This window comes from Succiniclasticum ruminis DSM 9236 (genome assembly GCF_900112895.1).
Lineage (GTDB): Bacteria > Bacillota > Negativicutes > Acidaminococcales > Acidaminococcaceae > Succiniclasticum > Succiniclasticum ruminis.
On record NZ_FONL01000011.1, the window covers coordinates 46237 to 66977 of the forward strand.

Genomic DNA, 20741 nt, shown 5'->3' on the forward strand with positions numbered 1-20741 from the left:
TCTATTATGATGGAAAAATTACGGAATCCTAAGAATGTAAAAACCATTTCGCTGATTGTTGCGGCAATCTTTGTCATCGGCTGTTTCACACTGGCCATGAGCGCCGGCGGGTTTGGCAGCAGCGTCGCTTCTGCCGCGTCGAGTGAATCGGCTATCGGTGTCGTGGATTACCAGGTTCTTGTTTCTCAGTCCCCGCAGCTGGAACAGGTCCGTTCAGATATGCAGAAAGCGATTGCCGAGACCCGCAGGGAATTTGACAATAACAGCCAGAATATGAATGAAGAAGAAAAAGAGCGGTATTACAGACAGATGCAGGAACGCCTCGCTACTAAGGAAAAAGAGTTAATGGATCCGGTTCTGACCGGGATCAACGATACTATTAAAAAGATTGCGGAGAAGAAAGGCCTGAAAGTTGTAGTTGATAAATCCACCGTGGTTTACGGCGGTACGGATATCACCGATGAAGTGGCCAAAGCACTGCAGAATCCGAAGAAATGATAATGCATGAAATGAGGCTCTGCAGGAGCCTCATTTTCCATTGTAGAAGGAGGAAACATGATGCGCTGGCTTTTGATAATTTTCACGGGTCTGGCGCTGATGCTTTCTGCCTGCAGTAAAATCGGAAGCGGGGAAAAGATCGCGGTTGTGAATTGGGAAAAAGTCCTGCAGGAGCATCCGCAGCATGCCCGTTTGCAAAAGCTGAAAGATGATTACGGCCTGCTTTTGGATAAGCGCAGGGAACAGGAAATCATCGGAAAAACCCAGATGAGCAGCCTGGCGAAACTGTATCAGTTGAAGCGGAACAGTAAGCAAAATTTCCTGTCGGCTGATTTTTTCACCCGCATGACGGAAAAACAGACGGCAGAACAGCAAAAACTGAAGCAGTTGAGCGATCAGCTCGCAGATCAGGTAGATAAAGAACTGGCTGCTGAAGAAAAGAAACTGGAAGAACATTACCAGCTGCGCCTGTTTAATCTGCGGCTTAAACTGGATACGGTCCGTATGGTTCCGGAGGACCGTAAAAAGGTAGAGTCGGAACTGAAAGCTGCGCGGGCTGACAGAGACCGTGACCGGATGTTGCTGATGCAGCACAAGATGGGGCTGGTGAACCAGCGGATGCAGCCGCATATAGACGCTATGCGGCAGCGGCTGGATGCATACGCCCGTCAGCTGCAGGGGCAGATGATGGAAGAAATGAAAAAAGGAACGGATGACCCGCTTCTGCAAAAGGCTCCGGGGGTTCTGAAAGAACTGCTGGGTACAATAGATGAGGAACTGGACAAGCGCCAGCAGGGCATTGAAACACTGGAAACCTCAATAAAAAAGGAGACGGAGAGCATCGTTATAAAGCTAGCGAAAGAACGGGGCTATTCTATCGTTTTTCATAAGTACCGCACCAATGTTGCGGCGGATGATGTGACCGGGGACGTAATTTCCGGTTTGAAAAAGCTGGGGGCCCGTGCGGAAGCGGCGGAAGCGTTAAACAAAAAAACGGCAGGAAGTTCAACAGGAAAATAATAAACTTGACAATAATTCAGGAAGGACGAGTAAAGAACATGAAAAAAGTAGTAGCGTGTCTGATGGTGGTATGTGCATTGCTGGCATTTGGCTGCAGCGGGCGCAATGCGGCTTTTGGCGTGGTAGACATTAAAAAAGTCGAGGCCGAAGCGCCGGCTGTAAAGACAATTAAAGAAGACCTGCAGAAGAAAGCAAAAGAACTGCAGGAACAGATGCAGAAAGAAACAGAAGGAAAGAGCCGGGAAGAAGCGGAAAAAATCGTACAGGATAAAAGAGCCCAGATGCAGGTTGCATCTTCTGAAGCCCAGGCCAAGCTGAAAGCGAGCCTGGATACTGCTTTGACGGAAGTTTCCAGGGAGAAAAACCTCGGCGCAGTCCTGGTCAAGGATGCAGTTCCTTCCGGTGGTGTGGACGTGACGGAAGAAGTTATTAAAAAGATGAAATAATACGGGAATTCGCCGTAATTCGATCCTCTTTTCAAAATCGTAAAAGAGAGTATTTTTTGTTTCACCCATAGCGGGCGGAGTTTCGTCCGCCCGCTTTTTGCTTGGCAAACATCATCGGAAAAGGTAACGGGAGCGGAACCGGCTAAACTATCCTTGATTATTAACATTTAAGATAAAAACAGAGGGGTTGTAGAACTATGGAAAAGACATTACAGGAACTGGCTGCGTTTCTGCATGGCACACTGGAAAACGATGACCCTGGGTTACGCATTACCGGTGTGAACGGTCTGGTGGAAGCCGGACCGACAGAAATTTCATTTGCGATTCCGCCTTATGTGGAATTCTGTCATAAAAGCCGTGCCGGCGCCATGATACTGGCTCCGGGGGACAGAAAACTGGACCGTCCTGTGATACGCGTGGAAAATCCCAAGCAGGCTTTTGCAGAACTTTTGGAATTGTTCCGCCCGCAGGAAGAGGTGGCCCGTGTCATCAGCCCGCTGGCGTATGTGGCAGAGGATGCTAAAGTCGGCGCGAATGTGGCCATCCAGGCTTTTGCGGTGGTAGAATCCGGAGCGGAGATCGGGGATGGGACGGTGATTTTTTCCCATGCGTATATCGGGCGCCACGTGAAGGTAGGCAAAGACTGCGTGATATATCCGAACGCTACGGTGCGGGAAAGCTGCGTCATCGGCAACCGGGATATACTGCAGTCCGGCTGTGTCATCGGCGGTGACGGCTTCGGTTTTGTAACGAACAACGGGAAACATAACAAGGTGCAGCAGACCGGCAATGTAGTGCTTGGTGATGACGTGGAGATCGGTTGCAACTCCTGCATTGACAGGGCGACCGTTGGCAGTACGGTTGTCGGCAATGGGACCAAACTGGATAACCTGGTACATCTGGGACATAACGATGTGGTAGGCGAGAACAACCTGTTTGTGGCTATGGTAGGAATCCCCGGTAGCGTAACCATAGGCAATAACAATACCTTTGGCGGGCAGGCTGCTACGGTGGGGCATATCACCATCGGCAGCAACAACACGATGGCAGGCCGCTGCGGCGTCATCAGCGACGTGGGGGATAACCAGGTATTGGCCGGATTCCCGCACATGTCCCATGTGGAGTGGCTGCGCCAGCAGTCCAAACTGCGAAAGCTTAATGAGTTGATGAAAACAGTCAAAGCCCTGCAGAAAGAAATTGCAGAGCTGAAGCAAAATAAATAATCCGGAGAGAGTATGCTCACATATTACGTAATGAAACTGGTCAGCAAAATATTCTGCCTGCTTCCCCGGAGTGTGGGAATGGCCTTTGGTAGCCTGTTGGGCAGGGTGGCGCCGCTTTTTGTGGAGGAATGGCGCATGAAGATGGCGGCGGCTAACGTGCAGGAATGCCTCGGGGTATCACCGGAGGAAGCCCGGAAGATTGCCCGTCAGAGCGTAGTCAAGTTTGGCCGCATGATTGTGGAAGTGCTGCGGTTTCCGCTGTTGAACAGGGATACGATACACTCTGTTGTGAAAACGGATGGCCTGGAGTACCTGGAAGAGGCTTACGCCAAAGGAAAAGGGGCCCTGATGTGTACCGGGCATTTCGGCAACTGGGAATTGCTGGGGGCGACCGTTGCCCTGCACGGTTATCCGATGCTGAGTATCGCCAGAAAACAGAATAACGGTGCAATGGACCGCTTCATTAACGAATACCGTGAGATCGTAGGGCAGAAAGTAGCCTACAACCAGGGTAAGGAAGGGATCCTGGCCATGGGGCGGTATCTGAAAGAAAAACATCTGTTAGGCATTTTGTATGACCAGGATACCAACGACACAGGCGTTAAAACTGTTCTGTTCGGGAAAGAAGTGATTACGCCGGCAGGTCCTGCAGTTTTCAGCCGGACCTTTGGCTGTCCGATCCTGCCTATTTTCATGCATTACGATGAAGACGGCAGCTGCCGTGCTAAAATCTATCCGCCGCTGTACGCAGAAAAGACAAAGGATAAAGACAGGGACCTCTCCCGGGTGACAGAGAAGATGATGGCAATCCTGGAGCAGGAAATCAGGGAAAACCCGCCTATGTGGTTCTGGGTGCATGACCGTTGGAAAGACGGCAAGAAACGGTTCAGACCGAAAAAATAGAATGTTGAGGGAATGTATATGGAAAAACAGGTAACATTAGCGGCCGGAATAAGTTATTCCGGCGCGGGGCTGCATTCCGGGAAAGATGTGACCATGACATTAAAGCCGGGCAAGCCGGATACTGGTATTGTTTTTATCCGGACGGATCTGCCGGGGACACCGGAGATCCATGCCCGCGGGGAACTGGTTACTTCCACGCTGAAAGCAACGACCCTTAGTGAAAACGGTGCCCAGGTCTTTACTGTGGAGCACTTGCTGGGAGCGCTGTTTGCCATGGGAATCGACAACTGCCGGATTGAAATGGATTCGCCGGAACCGCCGGTAACAGACGGCAGCGGGCTTGTGTTCGCGCAACTGGTACAACAGGCCGGGCGGGCGGAACAGGACGCGGAAAGAAAGATATGCGTGATTGACAGGGCCTTTTCTGTATATGACGGGGACAAGTTTATGATGATACTCCCTTATGACGGGACGCGGATATCCTTTACATCCGTCAATCCGCATCCGTTGCTGGGGACCCAGTATTTTGACCTGTTGTTGACGGAAGAGACTTTTTTGAAAGAAATTGCGCCGGCCCGTACTATCGGCTTCATGCATGAAGTGGAACAAATGCGGAAGATGGGGCTGGGACTGGGTGGAAATCTGGAAAACGCGCTGGTGTATGATGACACAAAGTGCCTTTCCGTACCCCGGTTTCCGGATGAACTGGTAAGGCATAAGATCCTGGATGTGTTAGGGGATCTGTCCCTGATCGGTCCCTGGAAAGGGCATGTTATTGCAGTAAAATCAGGACATTCATATAATTCGCAGCTGGCAAAACAAATTATTGCTTACAGGGAGGGTAAATAATGGCTATTACACTGGATGTTACCGAAATCAAGAAAATTCTGCCGCATCGTTTTCCCATGCTTCTGGTAGACCGGATTCTGGATCTGGAACCCATGAAATGGGCCGTTGGCATCAAGAATATTTCAGTGAATGAGATGCAGTTCCTGGGACATTTTCCCGATAACCCTATCATGCCTGGCGTACTGTTGATCGAAGCCATGGCTCAGGTAGGCGGGGTGGCTATGCTGTATCCGCCGGAAAACCGGGGCAAGATCGCGGTTTTTGCCAAGATTGACAAAGTCCGCTTCCATAAGCAGGTGGTTCCCGGTGACCAGGTAGTGACCCGGGCGGAAGTGGTGAAGATCCACGGCAATATGGGCGTGATCCACTGTGCCGGCAAGGTAGACGGGGAACTGGCCTGCGAATGCGACTGCTTCTTTGCAATCCAGGACAAATAAAGAATACTGTAGGCGAAATCACGGCAACACAGAAATAACAAGAATCCGATTTCCTGTTACCGGATAAAAAAGAAGAAAATTGAAGAAAAAAAGTAATATTGCCTATTAAAAGTAATACAATACAGGATAAACGGAAAATTTGGCAGAATATGAAATAAAACGGGAAACAAAAAAACACGGGTTTACAGGATTATATTTTTTAAAGTATTAGCATGTGGGAATTTTTGTGCTTTTCTTTTTTGGCGTTGTACAAAAATTTTGCAGACAACATTCGATAAGGATGATGAGGGGTCTGACTTCAGGGGAGTGAGGAAATGGCATCGGTAGTTACGCCGTTACAGAAGATACACGAGACTGCGATTATTGAGAAGGGCGCAGAAATCGGTAAAAATGTGGTAATTGGTCCGTATGCGGTGATAAAACATGACGTGGTATTGGGGGATGGCTGCATTGTAGGTCCGCATGTAGTGATCCATCCGTATACAACGATTGGCAAAGACTGTAAGTTTTTCCCGGGGGCTTCTATCGGCAGCGTTCCCCAGGATCTGAAGTTTAAAGGGGAACGCAGCTATACCGTAATCGGCGACCGGGGCGTTTTCCGCGAATGCGTCACCGTGAGCCGTGCCTGCGGGGAAGGAAACGAGACCCGCATCGGCAACGATATCCTGATGATGGCTTATACCCATATTGCCCACAACTGTATCGTGGGCAACAACGTGATCATGTCCAACGTGGCTACCCTGGCAGGCCATGTGGTCGTGGAAGACCGGGCCGTCATCGGCGGTCTGGCCGCGGTGCATCAGTTCTGCCGTATCGGGCGGAACGCCATGGCCGGTGGCATGAGCAGAATTTCCCAGGATATTCCGCCGTTTATGCTGGTAGCGGGGGATCCTGCTTTTGTAGCAGGCCTGAACAGCGTGGGTCTGGCCCGGGCCGGGATGCCGCTGGAAGTCCGCACCCAGCTGAAAAAAGCGTTCCGGATCCTGTACCGCAGCGGGCTTTCGCTGGAAGAAGCGGTAGCAACCATGGAGCAGGAACTGGACAGCAGCGAGCCGGTGGAACATCTGATGCGGTTCCTGCGTAATGCGGAACGGGGCATCATCCATACGCGTAAATAGCAGGCGCGCGGTTAAAAGCAGGAAAAAGGCAGCAAACTCTTTCAAAACAGTTAAGTGAAGGCAGCGGATCGTTTCGCTGCCTTTAAATCATAAATGGGTGGTATACATATGGAAACCTTGGGTTTACTGGCCGGAATCGGTCATCTGCCGGTTGATGTGGCACAGTCCGCAAAGAAGCTGGGATATAAAGTCGTCGCTATTGCTGTGGTTCCGGAAACGGATCCGGAACTCCCGGAAAACGCGGATGTGTTTTATACCATCAACGTGGGCAAGGTGGGAAAGATCCTCCAGACGCTGAAGCAGAATGATGTAAAGAACGTAACCATGATTGGCAAGGTCACGAAAGAAGTGTTATATAAAACCGGGGTGGTGATCCCGGATCTGACCACCATCAGGGTACTGGCATCCCTTCCCGACCGGAAGGATGATACCATTATGAACGCCATTGTAAAACTTATCGAAGATGCCGGCATGCATGTGATGGACCAGACAGTGCTGGTCCGGCCGCTACTGCCGGAACCGGGCGTGCTGACGAAACGGAAACCGACGGAACAGGAATGGAAAGACATGCAGTTCGGCTTCCGTATGGCCAAGGAACTGGGGCGTCTGGACATCGGGCAGACGGTAGTAGTAAAAAACCAGGCGGTCATGGCCCTGGAAGCCATTGAGGGAACCGATGCCTGCATTCTGCGGGGAGGCTTTCTCGGCAAGGGCGGCGTCATCGTGGCCAAAACAGCCAAGCCTGCCCAGGATAACCGTTTCGATATGCCCAGCGTGGGAACCACCACGCTGACTTCCATGATTCATGCGGGGGCCACTGGTATTGTGATTGAAGCGGGCCGGACCTTGCTGGTGGACCGCAAACGCACACTGGCCATGGCGGACGAAAAAGGCATAAGCATTGTTTCCCTGAGTGAATCGGAACTGGTTTGACGGAAACCGGCAATGCGATTTTCTCGTATATGCGTTGGCAGGAACATATCGTGACAGGGCCGGCGTTCACAAAAAATGAAATATTTATGGAATCAGCAGCTGAAAGGTTTATTCAGCTGCTTTTTTGTGTTATAATAAGATGATTTAGTATGTATAAAAATGGATAATTGTTGGCTGCGGCAGGAAACCTTCCTGACAGGGTAAGTTTTGCATTAAAAATTCCTGCAACAGCCAGCAGTACACAGGGGTATCATGACCAGGATATTGATTTCTGCGGGGGAAGCATCCGGCGATTTGCATGCCGGCGCCGTGACTCGCGCCATAAAACAACTGGAACCGGAAGCGGAAGTCTTTGGTATGGGTGGCGGCTGTCTGCGGGAAGCGGGCGGGGAGGTGCTGTTCGATATCAAAGACCATAGCGTCATGGGATTTGTGGAAGTGCTGAAACGGCTTCCGGATATCTGGAAGCTGCGCAACGCGTTTATCAAACTTATGGACCGCCGTAAACCTGACGTGCTGCTGACCATTGATTATCCGGGCTTTAATATGCGGCTGGCAAAGCTGGCGAAAGAACGGGGAATCAAAGTGGTTTCCTTTATCGCTCCTTCTGCCTGGGCATGGAGACCCAGCCGGGCTGCCGGTGTGGTGAAGGTCGTGGACAAGATCGCGTCCATTTTTCCCTTTGAGTACAATCTGTATAAATCCTATGGGGCCGATATTGAGTTTGTCGGTCATCCTCTGGTGGACACGGTAAAACCGTCACTGCCCCGCAACGAAGCAGAACAACTGGCGGGAAAACGGGGCGGGCATCCCCTGATCCTGTTGATGCCCGGCAGCCGTACCATGGAGATTCAGCGTCTGCTGCCAGATATGCTGGCGGCGGCAAAGATTTTAAAACAGAAGCGCCCGGATATTGATTTTGCCATGCCCCGGGCGGTGACCATTGCCAGGGAAATGCTGGAAGGCCCTGTCAAACAGGCAGGTCTGGATATAAAACTGACCGAAGGACATAATTACGACGTGATGAGCGTGGCGGATCTTGCCATTGCCACCAGCGGTACGGTGACGCTGGAAGCGGCGTTGTGCGGTCTGGGTTGCGAAATACTGTACAAAGCGTCCCCAATCAGCTTCTGGATTGCCAAACAGGTGGTGGAGATTCCCAACATCGGTCTGCCCAACATTGTGGCGGGAAGACTGATTGAGCCGGAGCTGCTGCAGGATGACTGCACGCCGGAAAAGATTGCGGCCGCAGCGCTGGAGCTGTTGGAACCGGAACGTTTTGCCCTGTTGCAGCGCGACCTGCAGGAAGTTAAAGAAAAACTGGGAGAACGCGGCGCCGTAAAACGGGTGGCGGAACTGGTGCTGCGCGTGGCCCGGCAGAACCGGGACAGGCATCTCCTGCCGCGCTGATAATGATAAGAAAAATCGTTGATTCTGCAAGGAGTTCAGATGATCTTATATAAGCGTATCTTAAGTTATATCAAACCATATCTTCATATATTATCAATAGCGCTTTTATGCACTATGCTGGCGGCAGCAGGAAATCTGTACCTTCCCTGGATCTTCAGGGATATGATCGACAAGGTGCTGAATGCCAAAGACTATTACATGCTGAATGTGATTTCAGCCAGTATCGTGGTGATTTTTTTGCTGCGGGGAATTTTCCTGTACGGGCAGAATTACCTCATGAGCTATGTAGGACAGCATGTTATCATTGATATCCGGAGTGAAGTGTTCCGCAAGCTGCAGCGCCTCTCCATGTCTTTTTATGATAAGAATAAGACAGGTACCATCATGAGCTATGTGACCAATGACGTCAATGCCCTGCAGGGCGCCATGGTGGACAACACCATTGAACTGGTCACGGAAGGCATCATTCTGATCGGTTCTGTCTGCGCCATGGTCTATCTTGACTGGAAGCTGACACTGTTTACCATTCTGACATTCCCGGTAGTACTGTATTTTATGAATTATTTCGGAAAGAAGATCCGCCGTTCCGGTGGACAGATTCAGGAAGCTACGGCAGATATCACTTCCGTGCTGCAGGAATCGGTTTCTTCTGCCCGGGTGGTCAAGTCTTTTGTGCGGGAACAGTACGAGATTGAACGTTTTGAAAGGGAAAATGAGGCAAATCTGAAGGCAAATCTGAAGAACGCAAAATACATGGCTACCCTGACGCCTACGATCGAGTTCGTAGCGGCGCTGGGGGTGACGCTGATTCTGTGGTATGGCGGCAACAACGTAATCGCAGGCGAAACCACGGCCGGTTCTCTGGTTGCCTTTTTGGCATATGCGGTGAATATTTCCAATCCTATCAAGCGGATAACCCGTGTAAGTGGTAATATCCAAAGGGCGCTGGCAGCAGCCCAGCGTGTATTTGATGTGCTTGATCTGCGGGAAGAAGTTCAGGATCTGCCTGACGCAAAAGCGCTTCCTGCGGTGACTGGCAATGTCAGCTTTGAGCATGTGACATTCTCTTACAACGCCGGGGATGAGATTCTCCACGATCTTTCTTTTACTGCAAAACCGGGTCAGGCCATTGGCCTGGTAGGGCCTTCCGGCGCCGGAAAGTCGACCGTTGCCAGCCTGCTTCCCCGGTTTTATGACTGTGATGCCGGCACAATCCGCATTGACGGGACGGATATCCGGCATGTTACGCTGGATTCCCTGCGGAACCAGGTAGGCATCGTGCCCCAGGAGACCATCCTGTTTAACGGTTCGGTGTACGACAATATTTTATATGGCCGGCTGGATGCCACAAAAGAGGAAATTGAAGAGGCCGCCAAAGCAGCCAATGCCCATGATTTCATCATGGAACTGCCTGACGGTTATAATACGATGCTGGGAGACCGTGGCGTGAACATTTCCGGCGGACAGCGGCAGCGTATTGCCATTGCCAGAGCTATCCTGAAAGATCCGCGTATCCTGGTGCTGGATGAAGCTACATCCGCTTTGGATACGGAAAGCGAGCGTGTAGTGCAGGAAGCTCTCAATCGCCTCATGGTAGGGCGTACCTCTATCATAATCGCCCACCGTCTGTCTACCATAAAAAATGCCGACCGGATTCTTGTGCTGGATAAAGGGAAGCTGGCGGAAGATGGAACCCATGAGGAGCTGATGGCAAAGAACGGGTTATATGCCCACCTGTATCAGATTCAGTACCGCACCAACAAGGAAGAGAGCTGAACATAACGTATGATGTATATTCTTTATAACACTTTAGGACTGCTGGTATTTTTCATCGTAATACTGCCGTTTTTTCTATATCGCCTATTTACGGAAAAGGGCTTCAGCGGACGGTTCCGGCAGAGTCTCGGGCTGATTCGCCGGGAAGAAATCGCGGATGTGATGAGCTGTGACTGTATCTGGATCCATGGCGCATCGGTCGGTGAAATTGTTGCGACCAGCCCGATCGTGAAAGAAATCAAAAAAATCATGCCGGAACGGAAAGTGCTGGTTTCTGCTTTTACCGTAGCCGGTTACAATATGGCGAAGCAGATCATACCGGAAGCAGACGGCTATATCTATTTCCCGCTGGATCTGCCCTGGGTGGCGGAGTCCGTCGTACGGCGCGTACACCCCGGTATCTTCCTGCCGGTAGAAACAGAATTGTGGCCGAACTTCCTGCGGGCGATCCGGGACAGGAACATCCCCGTGATGATGGTCAACGGCCGTATTTCCGAAAGGTCAGTGAAGACGTATCAGTATCTGTTCAGTATCTGGCGTGATATGCTGCGGACCGTAAGCCGTTTCTGCATGCAGTCCAGCATTGACGCCAATTACATTACCCATTTGGGTGCGGATCCCAAAAAGATTTTTGTGACCGGTAACACCAAATTTGATCAGACCTATGCGGAAGTGACACCGGAAGATCTGGCCAACTATAAAACAGAACTGGGATTGGGAGACGACGCATATCCGGTCATCGTGGCAGGTTCCACGCATACTCCGGAAGAAAGTATCCTGCTGACAGCTTTTACCGAACTGCGCAAACAGTATCCCAAAGCAAGGCTTGTCATAGCTCCCCGCTGGACTGACAAGGTGAATGAGATCAGGCGGCTGAGCGGTAAGTTTAATTACCAGACCGGCTTACGGTCCAAGTTGAAGGAGATGAACGGACCCCGGCCGGAATATCCGGTTTTGCTGATTGACACCATCGGCGAACTGGGCCGTATCTATGCCGTAGGCGATATCGTATTCGTAGGCGGCAGTCTGACCAAAGGGTACGGCGGCCATAACGTGCTGGAACCGGCTGCCCATGCCAAGCCTATCCTGGTGGGCCCCAGTATGCTGAGCTTCAAGGACTCCTACTCTCTGCTGACCAAAGCGGGCGCCTTACATACGGTGCAGGATGCCCGCGATCTGGCTAAAGAATTGCTGGCAATTTCGGGAGACGATTCCCTCCGCAAAAAGATGGGGGACGCCTCCATGCAGGTCATCCGGGAAAACCGGGGCGCGGCCCTGAATACCATGCATTACCTGACAGACCTGCTGGAGAAAGCCTCGGTTCCCCGTGCTTATACGAAAGAATATCCTGTCAATACCCGTAACTTTAATGACGCGGGCGGCGGGGGCCTGAAACACGGCGCCGCCATTATCCAGTACATTTTCCACATAGCCCATGCCCCGGAACGTCCCTGGTACGCGTTTATCCTGCTGGGTTTATTGCGGGGACTGTCCTATATTTACGGATTCGGCGCCCGGGTGAACCTGTGGCTGTATGAAGCAGGCATCCTGTCCAGGCGGAAGTTGGACTGCTGTGTCATCTCCATCGGTAACATTACCGTAGGCGGTACCGGTAAAACACCTACCGCCCAGCGGGTAGCCATGATGGTAAAAGATATGGGTTACCGGGTGGTAATTCTGAACCGCGGTTACCGTTCCCACTGGGATAAACCATTGGGTGTGGTCTCCGACGGGAAGAAAATTTTCATGACCAGCTATGAGGCCGGTGACGAAGCCTACCTGATGGCCAAGATGATGCCCGGGATTCCGGTGGTCATCGGCAAAAACCGTGACGTGACCGGCAGTTACGCAGTGGACAAGCTCCGTGCCGAAGTCATCATCATGGACGACGGTTACCAGCACTGGCAGTTGAAACGGGATCTGGACATCGTGCTGGTGGATACCCTGAATCTGTTCGGCAACGGAAATCTGCTGCCCCGGGGTATTCTGCGTGAACCACTGAATCATCTGAACCGGGCCGATATGTTCCTGTTCACCAAGTCCGACCAGAGTTCCCGGCTGACGCGGACCAGTCTGGCGGAAAATATCCGGCAGTACAATACGGAAGCTCCTATCGTGGAAAGTATCCATCACCCCAAAGAGTTTGTGGAGATTGCAGACTGGTATAAAGGCATTCAGCAGAATCCCCTGCCCCTTGAAGAATTAAAAGGCAAGAAGGTCATGGTGTTCTCCGCTATCGGTAACCCCTCATCTTTTGAGCAGAATGTATCCGGCTGCGATCTGGACATTGTGGAAGCGATCCGCTATCCTGACCATCATGATTACGGTATGCTGGAAATGCAGTATATCGCAGAGCGGGCCAGCACACTGAAAGCGGACGCCCTGATCACTACCGGCAAGGATGCGGTAAAGATTCCCACGGAATTCATTTACTTTAACCGGGATATTCCCCTGTACGTTATGAACATGGACATTATGATTACCCGGAACGAAGAAATTTTTGACAGAAAATTGAAAGAAACGGTGGAAACCGTGCTGAAGAAAACAAAGAAGAAAAGTGAATTACCTGAAATTAAAGAAGTCTTAAGCACATAAGAGAGTAAAATGTAAACCAACCTGTTTTAGAATCCATAGTACCAGCAAAGGAGATGCTTTCATGAAAGTAATCTGTGTGATCCCGGCCCGGTATGCCTCGACCCGGCTGCCAGGCAAACCGCTGAAGCTGATTGCGGGCAAACCCATGATCCAGCGCGTGTATGAACAGGCGAAAAAAGCAAAGATGCCGGCAGAGGTCATCGTGGCAACGGATGACAAACGGGTGTATGATACCGTGCTTGCCTTTGGGGGCTTCGCCTGCATGACCCGGGAAGACCATCCTAACGGTACCAGCCGTCTGGCGGAAGTAGCGGAAAAATTTCCGGACGCGGATGTCATCGTCAATGTGCAGGGAGACGAACCCATGATCCCGCCGGAAATCATAGACCGGCTGGCAGAAGCTTTTCAGGCGGAACCCGGGCTGCAGATGGCAACCATGAAGACTCTGATGCAGGAAAGCGAGTACAGCGATCCTTCTGCGGTGAAGGTAATAACGGATAAGAACGGTTACGCCCTGTACTTTTCCCGCAGCCTGATTCCCTATCCCCGTAACAAAACGGAATTGTTTAAAGTGTACAAACACGTAGGCATCTACGCCTATACAAGAACATTCCTCATGCAGTACGCTGCCATGGCCTCCACACCCCTGGAACAGGTGGAAAGCCTGGAACAGCTGCGGGTTCTGGAAAACGGTTATAAGATTAAAGTGTTGGAAAGCGATTTCCGGGGCATCGGCGTGGATACCCAGGAGGATCTGGACGCGGTAAACAGATTATTGGGAGGAAAATAATGCATATTGTTAATGTAGGACCTTATAAAGTGGGACCGGGGCAGCCCATGCTGCTGTTCGCCGGACCCTGCGTGCTGGAAGGCTATGAACACAGTCTGGCAATCGGGCAGGAGGTAAAACGCATCTGTGAAAAATTAGGCATGCCGTACGTGTTCAAGGCATCCTATGACAAGGCCAACCGGTCTTCCCACACATCCTTCCGGGGACCCGGACTGGAAGAGGGGCTGAAACAGCTGGCCGGCATTAAAAAAGAATTAGGCGTGCCTGTCATCAGTGACGTGCACGAAACCATCCAGGTAGAGAAAGCAGCAGAAGTGCTGGACGTAATGCAGATTCCGGCCTTTTTATGCCGCCAGACCGACCTGGTCTGCGCCATAGCGAAGACCGGCCGTTGCGTCAATGTGAAGAAAGGCCAGTTCCTGGCGCCCTGGGACATGAAGAACGTCATCGCCAAAATTGAAGCGGCGGGTAATCAGAATATTCTCCTGACAGAACGCGGTTCCAGCTTCGGTTACAACACACTGGTAACCGATATGCGGGGCCTGGCCATCATGCGTGAGCTGGGTTATCCCGTGGTAATGGACGCTACCCACAGCGTGCAGATTCCCGGAGGGCAGGGAACCAGCAGCGGCGGCCAGAGCCAGTACGTGCCCCATATGGCAAGGGCAGCGGCGGCTATCGGCATTGACGCGCTGTTCCTGGAGGTGCATGACGATCCCTCCAAGGCCCTGAGCGACGGACCCAACATGGTGCGTCTGGACCGACTGGAAGCCTTGCTGAAGGATGTACTGGCCATAGACAGGATTACCCGTAAATAAAGATTGAAAGGATACGATGAACCATGAACGAACTGGAGACGGATGCCCAGAAAGTGCTGCAAATGGAAGCAGAAGCCATTCTGGATCTGATTCCCCGTGTTGACGAGCATTTTGACGCTGCGGTGGATATGATCCTGGCCTGTGAAGGTCGCGTCATCATGACCGGCATGGGAAAATCCGGTATCATCGCCCATAAGATTTCCGCTACCTTGGCCAGCACCGGTACCCCCTCCTTTTATCTGCACCCGGCGGAAGGGATCCACGGGGACCTGGGCATGGTAACGGCGGATGACGTGATTATAGCCATGTCTAACAGCGGCGAGACCGGGGAGGTGCTGAACATACTGCCATCCATCCGGCGGATTGGGGCGAAGCTCATCGCCATGGTAGGCAATACCGATTCCACTCTGGCGAAAAATGCGGACGTAGTCCTGAATGTGGGCGTGAAAAAAGAAGCCTGCCCCCTGGGACTGGCTCCCACTTCCAGCACTACCGCAGCTCTGGCTTTCGGTGACGCGCTGGCCATGGCACTCATGGGAAAACATCATTTTACCTCGAATCAGTTTGCCGTATTCCACCCCGGCGGCAGCCTGGGCCGGAAGCTTCTGCTGACGGTAGGGGATATCATGCACGGAGGCAGTGAAAACCCGGTAGTGAAAGGGAGTGCTACCGTAACGGAAGCCTTGTTTATTATTACCGACAAGGGGCTGGGCGCTGTTTCCGTAGTGGATCAAAATGGTATCATGATAGGCCTTCTCACCGACGGCGACATCCGCAGGGGTCTGTCCAAAGGTGTGGATTTCCTGAAGCGGCCTGTTACGGAGCTGATGACAAAGAATCCCAAATTTATTTCACAGGAAAAACTGGCGGCACAGGCTTTGCATATTATGGAAAGCCACAGACCGAAACCCATTACGGTATTGCCCGTCGTTGATGAGGAGTGCCACGTAATCGGGCTGTTGCACATGACAGATCTGGTTCGTCAGGGTGTAGTATAACCGACTCAGTGATGCGCTGGCGGACAACCCGCCTCCCACGCGAATTCTATGGCGGCTTCTGGTAAACCTCCGCCGCCTAAAAGATTCGCGACCGGGAGCCTTCCGGGTTATCCGCCGACGTCCAAAGAATTATACAGTATATTACTTTTCGGAGTTTGCACATGGCATCACGGAAACTATCTCTGGAAGAGTTGCAGCAAAAAGCTAAAAAAATAAAACTCGTTGCCCTGGATATGGACGGCACCCTCACTGACGGAAGCATCAATATCGGCGGCGAGGGGGAACTGTTCAAACGGTTCAACGCCAAAGACGGACTGGGCATTACCACCGCCAGACGGCACGGTTTGCGTGTAGCCGTCATTACCGGGCGCAAAGGACCCATCGTGCAGCGGCGCGCGGAAGAACTGGGCATTGCGGAAGATGTAATGAGAGGGATTTCTGCGAAAAAGAAGGCGCTTCAGACATTGGCGGATAAATATAATTTATCGTTGGAAGAAGTTGCCTTTATGGGAGACGACCTTAATGATTTGCCGGCTCTTCTTGCCGCCGGTCTGTCGGCAGCGCCGGCAGATGCGGCAGAAGACGTCAGATGGCGTGTTTCTTATATAGCGCCTCATAACGGCGGCCAGGGGGCCGTGCGGGATTTGCTGGAACTGATCCTGAAAGCCGGGGGCATATGGGATGCCATTGTGGAAGAATACACAGAAGAAGGAAAAGGGGATCGACAATAAATGTTATATGCGTTGCTGAAAACGCTGAGCTGGGTTGCCTCTCATACACCCTACAAACTGCTGGTGAAGATTGGCACCGGTCTGGGGCACCTGTATTGGCACATTGCTAAAAAACAACGGATTCGTGCGGAAGAAACCATCCGGGAATGTCTGGGTTATTCGAAATTTGAAGCAAACAGAACGATCAAACGGTTATTTGTCAATTTGGGCATTTCCGTTATGGAAATGCTGTACATGCCTGCGCTGAACAAAGATAACATCCGGGGATTGGTCACCTTTGACCATCCTGAAATCTTATGGGAGGCCCTGCAACAGAAAAAAGGCGTGGTCATGCTGGCCTGCCATATAGATAACTGGGAATGGCTGGGGGCCGCGCTGGCACTCAATGGATTCCCTCTTAGCGCCGTGGAAAAACCGCAGCCTAACAGAGTGTATTCCGATTTTATGAATGAGCTGCGAAGAAGTGTGGGGCAGGAAATATTTGCCCGGGGCAGCAGTGAGATCCTTGGCTGTGCCCGTGCCATGAAAAAAGGACGCATGCTGGGGCTTATCGCGGACCAGGACGGCGGTTATGACGGCGTCTTCGTCCCGTTTCTGGGGAAGATGGCGTCAACACCGACCGGGCCGGCTTACTTTGCCCGTAAGTTCAAGGCACCCTGTATTCCGATTTACATCGTGCGTAAACCGGACGGGTACGGACATCAGGTAATTGTAGAAGAACCTTTTTACTATGAAGATACCGGTGACAGGAAGACGGATGACTATAATCTGACCCTGAAGATGACACAATCCGTGGAACGGATCATCAAAGCGTATCCGGACAACTGGCTGTGGTTTCAGCACCGCTGGAACACACCGTATGAAGAAGTGAAGGCAAAGGAGCAGGATGGCAGTGAAAAATAAGAACACGGTACTGGCCGTTGCCGCCGGTCTGGGAGCTTTATTCCTGGTGTTTGCCTGGCTGTTTTGGGGCAGCACGGTTCCGGAACCGACAGACAAGACAAAAAAGGCGGAAACAAATACAACGAAAGCAACTGTGTATAATACCGTGCTGCACCGGGATGCAGACGGGAAACGTCTCTGGGAGTTGAAGGTGGGCGAGGCGATACAGCTGAACGACAACCTGGTCAGGGCGAAACAACTGGAAGGTACTGTTTATCTCAGTAACGGGGACGAAATGTACGTAACGGCCAAGGCTGGCGAAATTAAAACCAAAAGCAATGAATTTATGCTGAGCAATGGCGTTACCGCGCGGTTAAAACAGGGTGGCTTTTTGAAAGCTAATAAAGTTGAATGGAAACAGAAACAGGATATTTTAACAGCTACCGGCGCAGTCAAAGTCATTAAAGACGACATGCTGGCAATGGCTGAAAAAATCATTACGTCCAGTAAATTTGAGCATTTTAAACTGAAAGACAAAGCGCATGTGGAAAGAGGCGGTAAATATGAAGAAAAATAAAATATTGCTGACAGTCCTGATAGGCTGCATGACAGTAATGATGCTGCAGTGTATTGCGGTTTTCGCGGCGCCTGCCAAAGATGCAAAGTACAGCGTAGATGCTGCTGAAATAGAATACGATATGAAAAGCGGGGACGGTACCACTACCGGTAAAACGACAATTAAACATGACGGTGGCACCGCTGTGGGACAAAAGGGAGCTACGTTTAACAGCAAAAACCGAACAGGCCATTTGTATGGGGGCGTGGTAGCCGATAGAGGTGACGAGCACCTCAGCAGCCAGGAACTGTTTATTTATACAGATAAATATGTTTCTGCAGTAGGCGATGCGGTGATAATAAAAGGCGCCAGAAGGCTGGAAGCTCCCCGCGTGGATTATCACGATGATACACAATTTGCGGAAACGCTGGGAGGGACGGCCCGCCTTTCCGATACTGACGGGAGCTGGCTCTCTGCCGGAAAGATTGTATATGACATGAAAACCGGCGTGGCTGACGCAACCGGCGGCGTTACCCTGGAAAACAAGCCGCAGAAGATGACAGGCTCCGGTGACAGGGCTATTTACAATTCCAGGGAAACCGGCTATATAGAACTGATTGGTAATGCCAAGGCAACACAGGACGGGAACACCGTAACCGGAGATAAACTCCGTATTACCAATGTTTCAGAACGGGACAGTAAAACCCATGCGCAGGGAAATGTCCGGATTGTGTTTGTTCCGAAAGAAGGCAGTGAAGAAATAAATAATCCTGCTTTTGGGGAAGGAGCTGTCCTGATGGCAAACGGCCAGACCAGTTTTAATCCGGAACCCAATATGCTGGATCAGGTATCGGGAACTGATTTTGTTACGGAGGATACAAAAGCTTGATTATTGAGACGAAGAATCTGGTAAAGATTTACGGACAGCGGAAAGTGGTGAACAATGTAAGCCTGCAGGTTGAGCAGGGGACCATTGTCGGACTGCTGGGTCCCAACGGGGCCGGCAAGACAACAACTTTTTATATGGTGGTAGGAATTGCCAAACCTGACTCCGGTACAGTAACCCTGGACGGGAAAGATATCAGCCAGCTTTCCATGTATCAGCGGGCCCGGCTGGGTATCGGCTATCTTCCGCAGGAAGCATCTATCTTCCGGAAAATGACTGTGGAAGAAAATCTCCTGTCAATCCTGGAGACAACCTCTTTATCCCATGAAAAGCAACTTGAAAAAATGGAGGACCTTCTGGACGAGTTCGATATCGGTCATGTAAGGAACAGCGTGGGAACCGCGCTCTCCGGCGGTGAACGGAGGCGTGTGGAGATTGCCCGTTCCCTTGCCACGGATCCGGCTTTTATACTGTTGGACGAACCATTTGCGGGGATTGATCCCATCGCAGTGGCAGACATCCAGAGCATGATTGCCCATCTGGCAAAGCGGGGCATCGGGATATTGATTACCGATCATAATGTACGGGAAACACTCAGTATTGTAGACAAAGCCTATATCCTGGCAAGCGGCGAGGTGCTGCTCCATGGGGACAGTGAAAGCATTGCCAACGATCCGGTGGCAAGAAAATATTATCTGGGCGAGAACTTTAAGATGTAGGGGGATAGCAATGCATTTACGATTATTGGATAAATATGTACTGAAAGAATTGCTATATCCTTTTATCTTTGGTGTAGCATCTTTTTCCAGTATCTTTATTGCCAGCAGTCTGTTGTTTAAAATCGTACAGTATATCACCACGTATGGGGCACCGATTTCTACGGTGGCCCGGCTGTTTCTTTACAGTCTTCCGGAAATTGTCAATTATACGTTTCCCATGGCGGTGTTGCTGGCAACGCTGATGGCTTTCGGAAAACTGTCCGGCAACAGCGAGATTGTGGCTATGAAATCCGGCGGTGTCAGTTATTACCGGATCGTGGCGCCGGTCATCGTGGTCGGGCTGGTAGTCAGTATTTTCTCCGTTATCTGGGCGGAAAAAGTGGTGCCGCCTTCCAAGCATGAAGCGAAACAGATCCTGGCCGTGGAAATCCGCGGCAATATAAAACCCAAAACGCAGGATCACGTGGTTATCAAGACCCTCAGCGGGAACACGCAGCGCATCACGTATGCCCGGTCTTTTGACGAAAGTACGGGTGTCATGAGTAAAGTTACCATTGAAGAATTCCAAAAAGAAAAGCTGGTCCGTGTGCAAACTGCGAAAAAGGCTGTCTGGAAAGACGACTCCTGGGTTTTGGAGGATGGAACCGTTTTTACCATGAATGACAAGGATGGCGTTAGCAGCAAGGCGGGTTTCAGCAAACAGGTGATCCCGCTGAATATTACACCCAGGGAAATCAACTGGGAGCAGAAGAGCATAAACGAGATGACATTGGGAGAACTGCGGGGCTATGTCAAGGTTCTGGAACGGCAGCATCTGCCCACCTCTGATTTGTGGACGGAGATTTATATGCGCTTTGCCATCCCTCTCGCCAGCTTTGTGTTCGCATTGCTGGGAGCGCCCTTGGGAACCCAGCGGCAGCGCAGCGGTTCTTCGATCGGCATGGGTATCAGCGTAATCGTCATTTTTATGTATTACGGGATTATGGCCTTTGCCACCGGTCTGGGAAAAGGAGGGGTCATTCCTCCGCTGCTGGCGGCCATGCTGCCTAATATCGTCTGCTTTATCGCTGGCATCCTGTTGCTGAAGAGAGCGGACTATTGATACAGGATACACAAAAGTCAGAATTAATTTTTCTATTGTTTAAAAACCGGT

The 20741-nt window shown here is 51.2% G+C and carries 21 protein-coding genes; all 21 read left to right on the forward strand.

Going from position 1 to position 20741, the window contains the following annotated elements; all coding sequences use genetic code 11:
* The first annotated feature begins 6 nt into the window (after positions 1-6).
* Positions 7-498: an OmpH/Skp family outer membrane protein gene (locus tag BM159_RS08300; protein WP_093913782.1), complete on the forward strand. Its 492-nt coding sequence runs from the start codon at positions 7-9 to the stop codon at positions 496-498.
* A gap of 57 nt (positions 499-555) precedes the next feature.
* On the forward strand, positions 556-1518 hold the full coding sequence (locus tag BM159_RS08305) for an OmpH/Skp family outer membrane protein (protein WP_143089415.1): 963 nt from the start codon (positions 556-558) through the stop codon (positions 1516-1518).
* Between the two features lie 38 nt (positions 1519-1556).
* Positions 1557-1964, forward strand: a complete 408-nt coding sequence (locus tag BM159_RS08310; RefSeq protein ID WP_093913784.1) for an OmpH/Skp family outer membrane protein — start codon at positions 1557-1559, stop codon at positions 1962-1964.
* Between the two features lie 197 nt (positions 1965-2161).
* Complete coding sequence (gene lpxD / locus BM159_RS08315) at positions 2162-3187, forward strand: UDP-3-O-(3-hydroxymyristoyl)glucosamine N-acyltransferase (protein ID WP_093913785.1); 1026 nt, start codon at positions 2162-2164, stop codon at positions 3185-3187.
* A 30-nt stretch (positions 3188-3217) separates the two neighbouring features.
* The gene (locus BM159_RS08320; RefSeq protein ID WP_245763685.1) at positions 3218-4090 is read left to right on the forward strand and encodes a lysophospholipid acyltransferase family protein; all 873 of its coding nucleotides are present in this window, start codon (positions 3218-3220) and stop codon (positions 4088-4090) included.
* A gap of 18 nt (positions 4091-4108) precedes the next feature.
* Complete coding sequence (gene lpxC, locus BM159_RS08325; RefSeq protein WP_093913787.1) at positions 4109-4939, forward strand: UDP-3-O-acyl-N-acetylglucosamine deacetylase; 831 nt, start codon at positions 4109-4111, stop codon at positions 4937-4939.
* Positions 4939-5376: a 3-hydroxyacyl-ACP dehydratase FabZ gene (gene fabZ / locus BM159_RS08330; protein ID WP_093913788.1), complete on the forward strand. Its 438-nt coding sequence runs from the start codon at positions 4939-4941 to the stop codon at positions 5374-5376. Before lpxC ends, fabZ begins: the two co-directional genes overlap by 1 nt.
* Positions 5377-5690: 314 nt before the next feature.
* Complete coding sequence (lpxA, locus tag BM159_RS08335; RefSeq protein ID WP_093913789.1) at positions 5691-6494, forward strand: acyl-ACP--UDP-N-acetylglucosamine O-acyltransferase; 804 nt, start codon at positions 5691-5693, stop codon at positions 6492-6494.
* Between the two features lie 108 nt (positions 6495-6602).
* Positions 6603-7427, forward strand: coding sequence for an LpxI family protein (locus BM159_RS08340; protein ID WP_177205976.1), 825 nt, complete (start codon positions 6603-6605; stop codon positions 7425-7427).
* A 252-nt stretch (positions 7428-7679) separates the two neighbouring features.
* Entirely contained in the window at positions 7680-8837 is a 1158-nt protein-coding gene (gene lpxB / locus BM159_RS08345; protein ID WP_093913790.1) for a lipid-A-disaccharide synthase, read from the forward strand.
* Positions 8838-8876: 39 nt separating this feature from the next.
* Positions 8877-10613, forward strand: a complete 1737-nt coding sequence (msbA, locus tag BM159_RS08350; protein ID WP_093913791.1) for a lipid A export permease/ATP-binding protein MsbA — start codon at positions 8877-8879, stop codon at positions 10611-10613.
* 9 nt (positions 10614-10622) lie between these two features.
* Positions 10623-13208: a tetraacyldisaccharide 4'-kinase gene (lpxK, locus tag BM159_RS08355; protein WP_245763686.1), complete on the forward strand. Its 2586-nt coding sequence runs from the start codon at positions 10623-10625 to the stop codon at positions 13206-13208.
* 61 nt (positions 13209-13269) lie between these two features.
* On the forward strand, positions 13270-13998 hold the full coding sequence (kdsB, locus tag BM159_RS08360) for a 3-deoxy-manno-octulosonate cytidylyltransferase (RefSeq protein ID WP_093913792.1): 729 nt from the start codon (positions 13270-13272) through the stop codon (positions 13996-13998).
* Positions 13998-14816: a 3-deoxy-8-phosphooctulonate synthase gene (gene kdsA / locus BM159_RS08365; protein ID WP_093913793.1), complete on the forward strand. Its 819-nt coding sequence runs from the start codon at positions 13998-14000 to the stop codon at positions 14814-14816. Before kdsB ends, kdsA begins: the two co-directional genes overlap by 1 nt.
* 23 nt (positions 14817-14839) lie before the next feature.
* Positions 14840-15814, forward strand: a complete 975-nt coding sequence (locus BM159_RS08370; protein WP_093913794.1) for a KpsF/GutQ family sugar-phosphate isomerase — start codon at positions 14840-14842, stop codon at positions 15812-15814.
* Positions 15815-15975: 161 nt separating this feature from the next.
* Complete coding sequence (locus BM159_RS08375; protein ID WP_093913795.1) at positions 15976-16545, forward strand: KdsC family phosphatase; 570 nt, start codon at positions 15976-15978, stop codon at positions 16543-16545.
* A complete protein-coding gene (locus BM159_RS08380) occupies positions 16546-17448 on the forward strand; it encodes a lysophospholipid acyltransferase family protein (RefSeq protein WP_093913796.1) in 903 nt (300 codons plus the stop codon).
* The gene (lptC, locus tag BM159_RS08385) at positions 17438-18004 is read left to right on the forward strand and encodes an LPS export ABC transporter periplasmic protein LptC (RefSeq protein WP_177205977.1); all 567 of its coding nucleotides are present in this window, start codon (positions 17438-17440) and stop codon (positions 18002-18004) included. The genes BM159_RS08380 and lptC overlap by 11 nt, the downstream gene beginning before the upstream one ends.
* Positions 17991-18872, forward strand: a complete 882-nt coding sequence (locus BM159_RS08390; RefSeq protein WP_177205978.1) for an LptA/OstA family protein — start codon at positions 17991-17993, stop codon at positions 18870-18872. Before lptC ends, BM159_RS08390 begins: the two co-directional genes overlap by 14 nt.
* Positions 18869-19588 carry an LPS export ABC transporter ATP-binding protein gene (gene lptB / locus BM159_RS08395; protein ID WP_093913799.1) on the forward strand — a complete coding sequence of 240 codons (720 nt, stop codon included), beginning with the start codon at positions 18869-18871 and terminating at the stop codon, positions 19586-19588. Before BM159_RS08390 ends, lptB begins: the two co-directional genes overlap by 4 nt.
* A gap of 10 nt (positions 19589-19598) precedes the next feature.
* Positions 19599-20690 (forward strand): LptF/LptG family permease, encoded by a 1092-nt coding sequence (locus BM159_RS08400; protein ID WP_093913800.1) that lies wholly within the window; start codon positions 19599-19601, stop codon positions 20688-20690.
* The last annotated feature ends 51 nt before the right edge of the window (positions 20691-20741 follow it).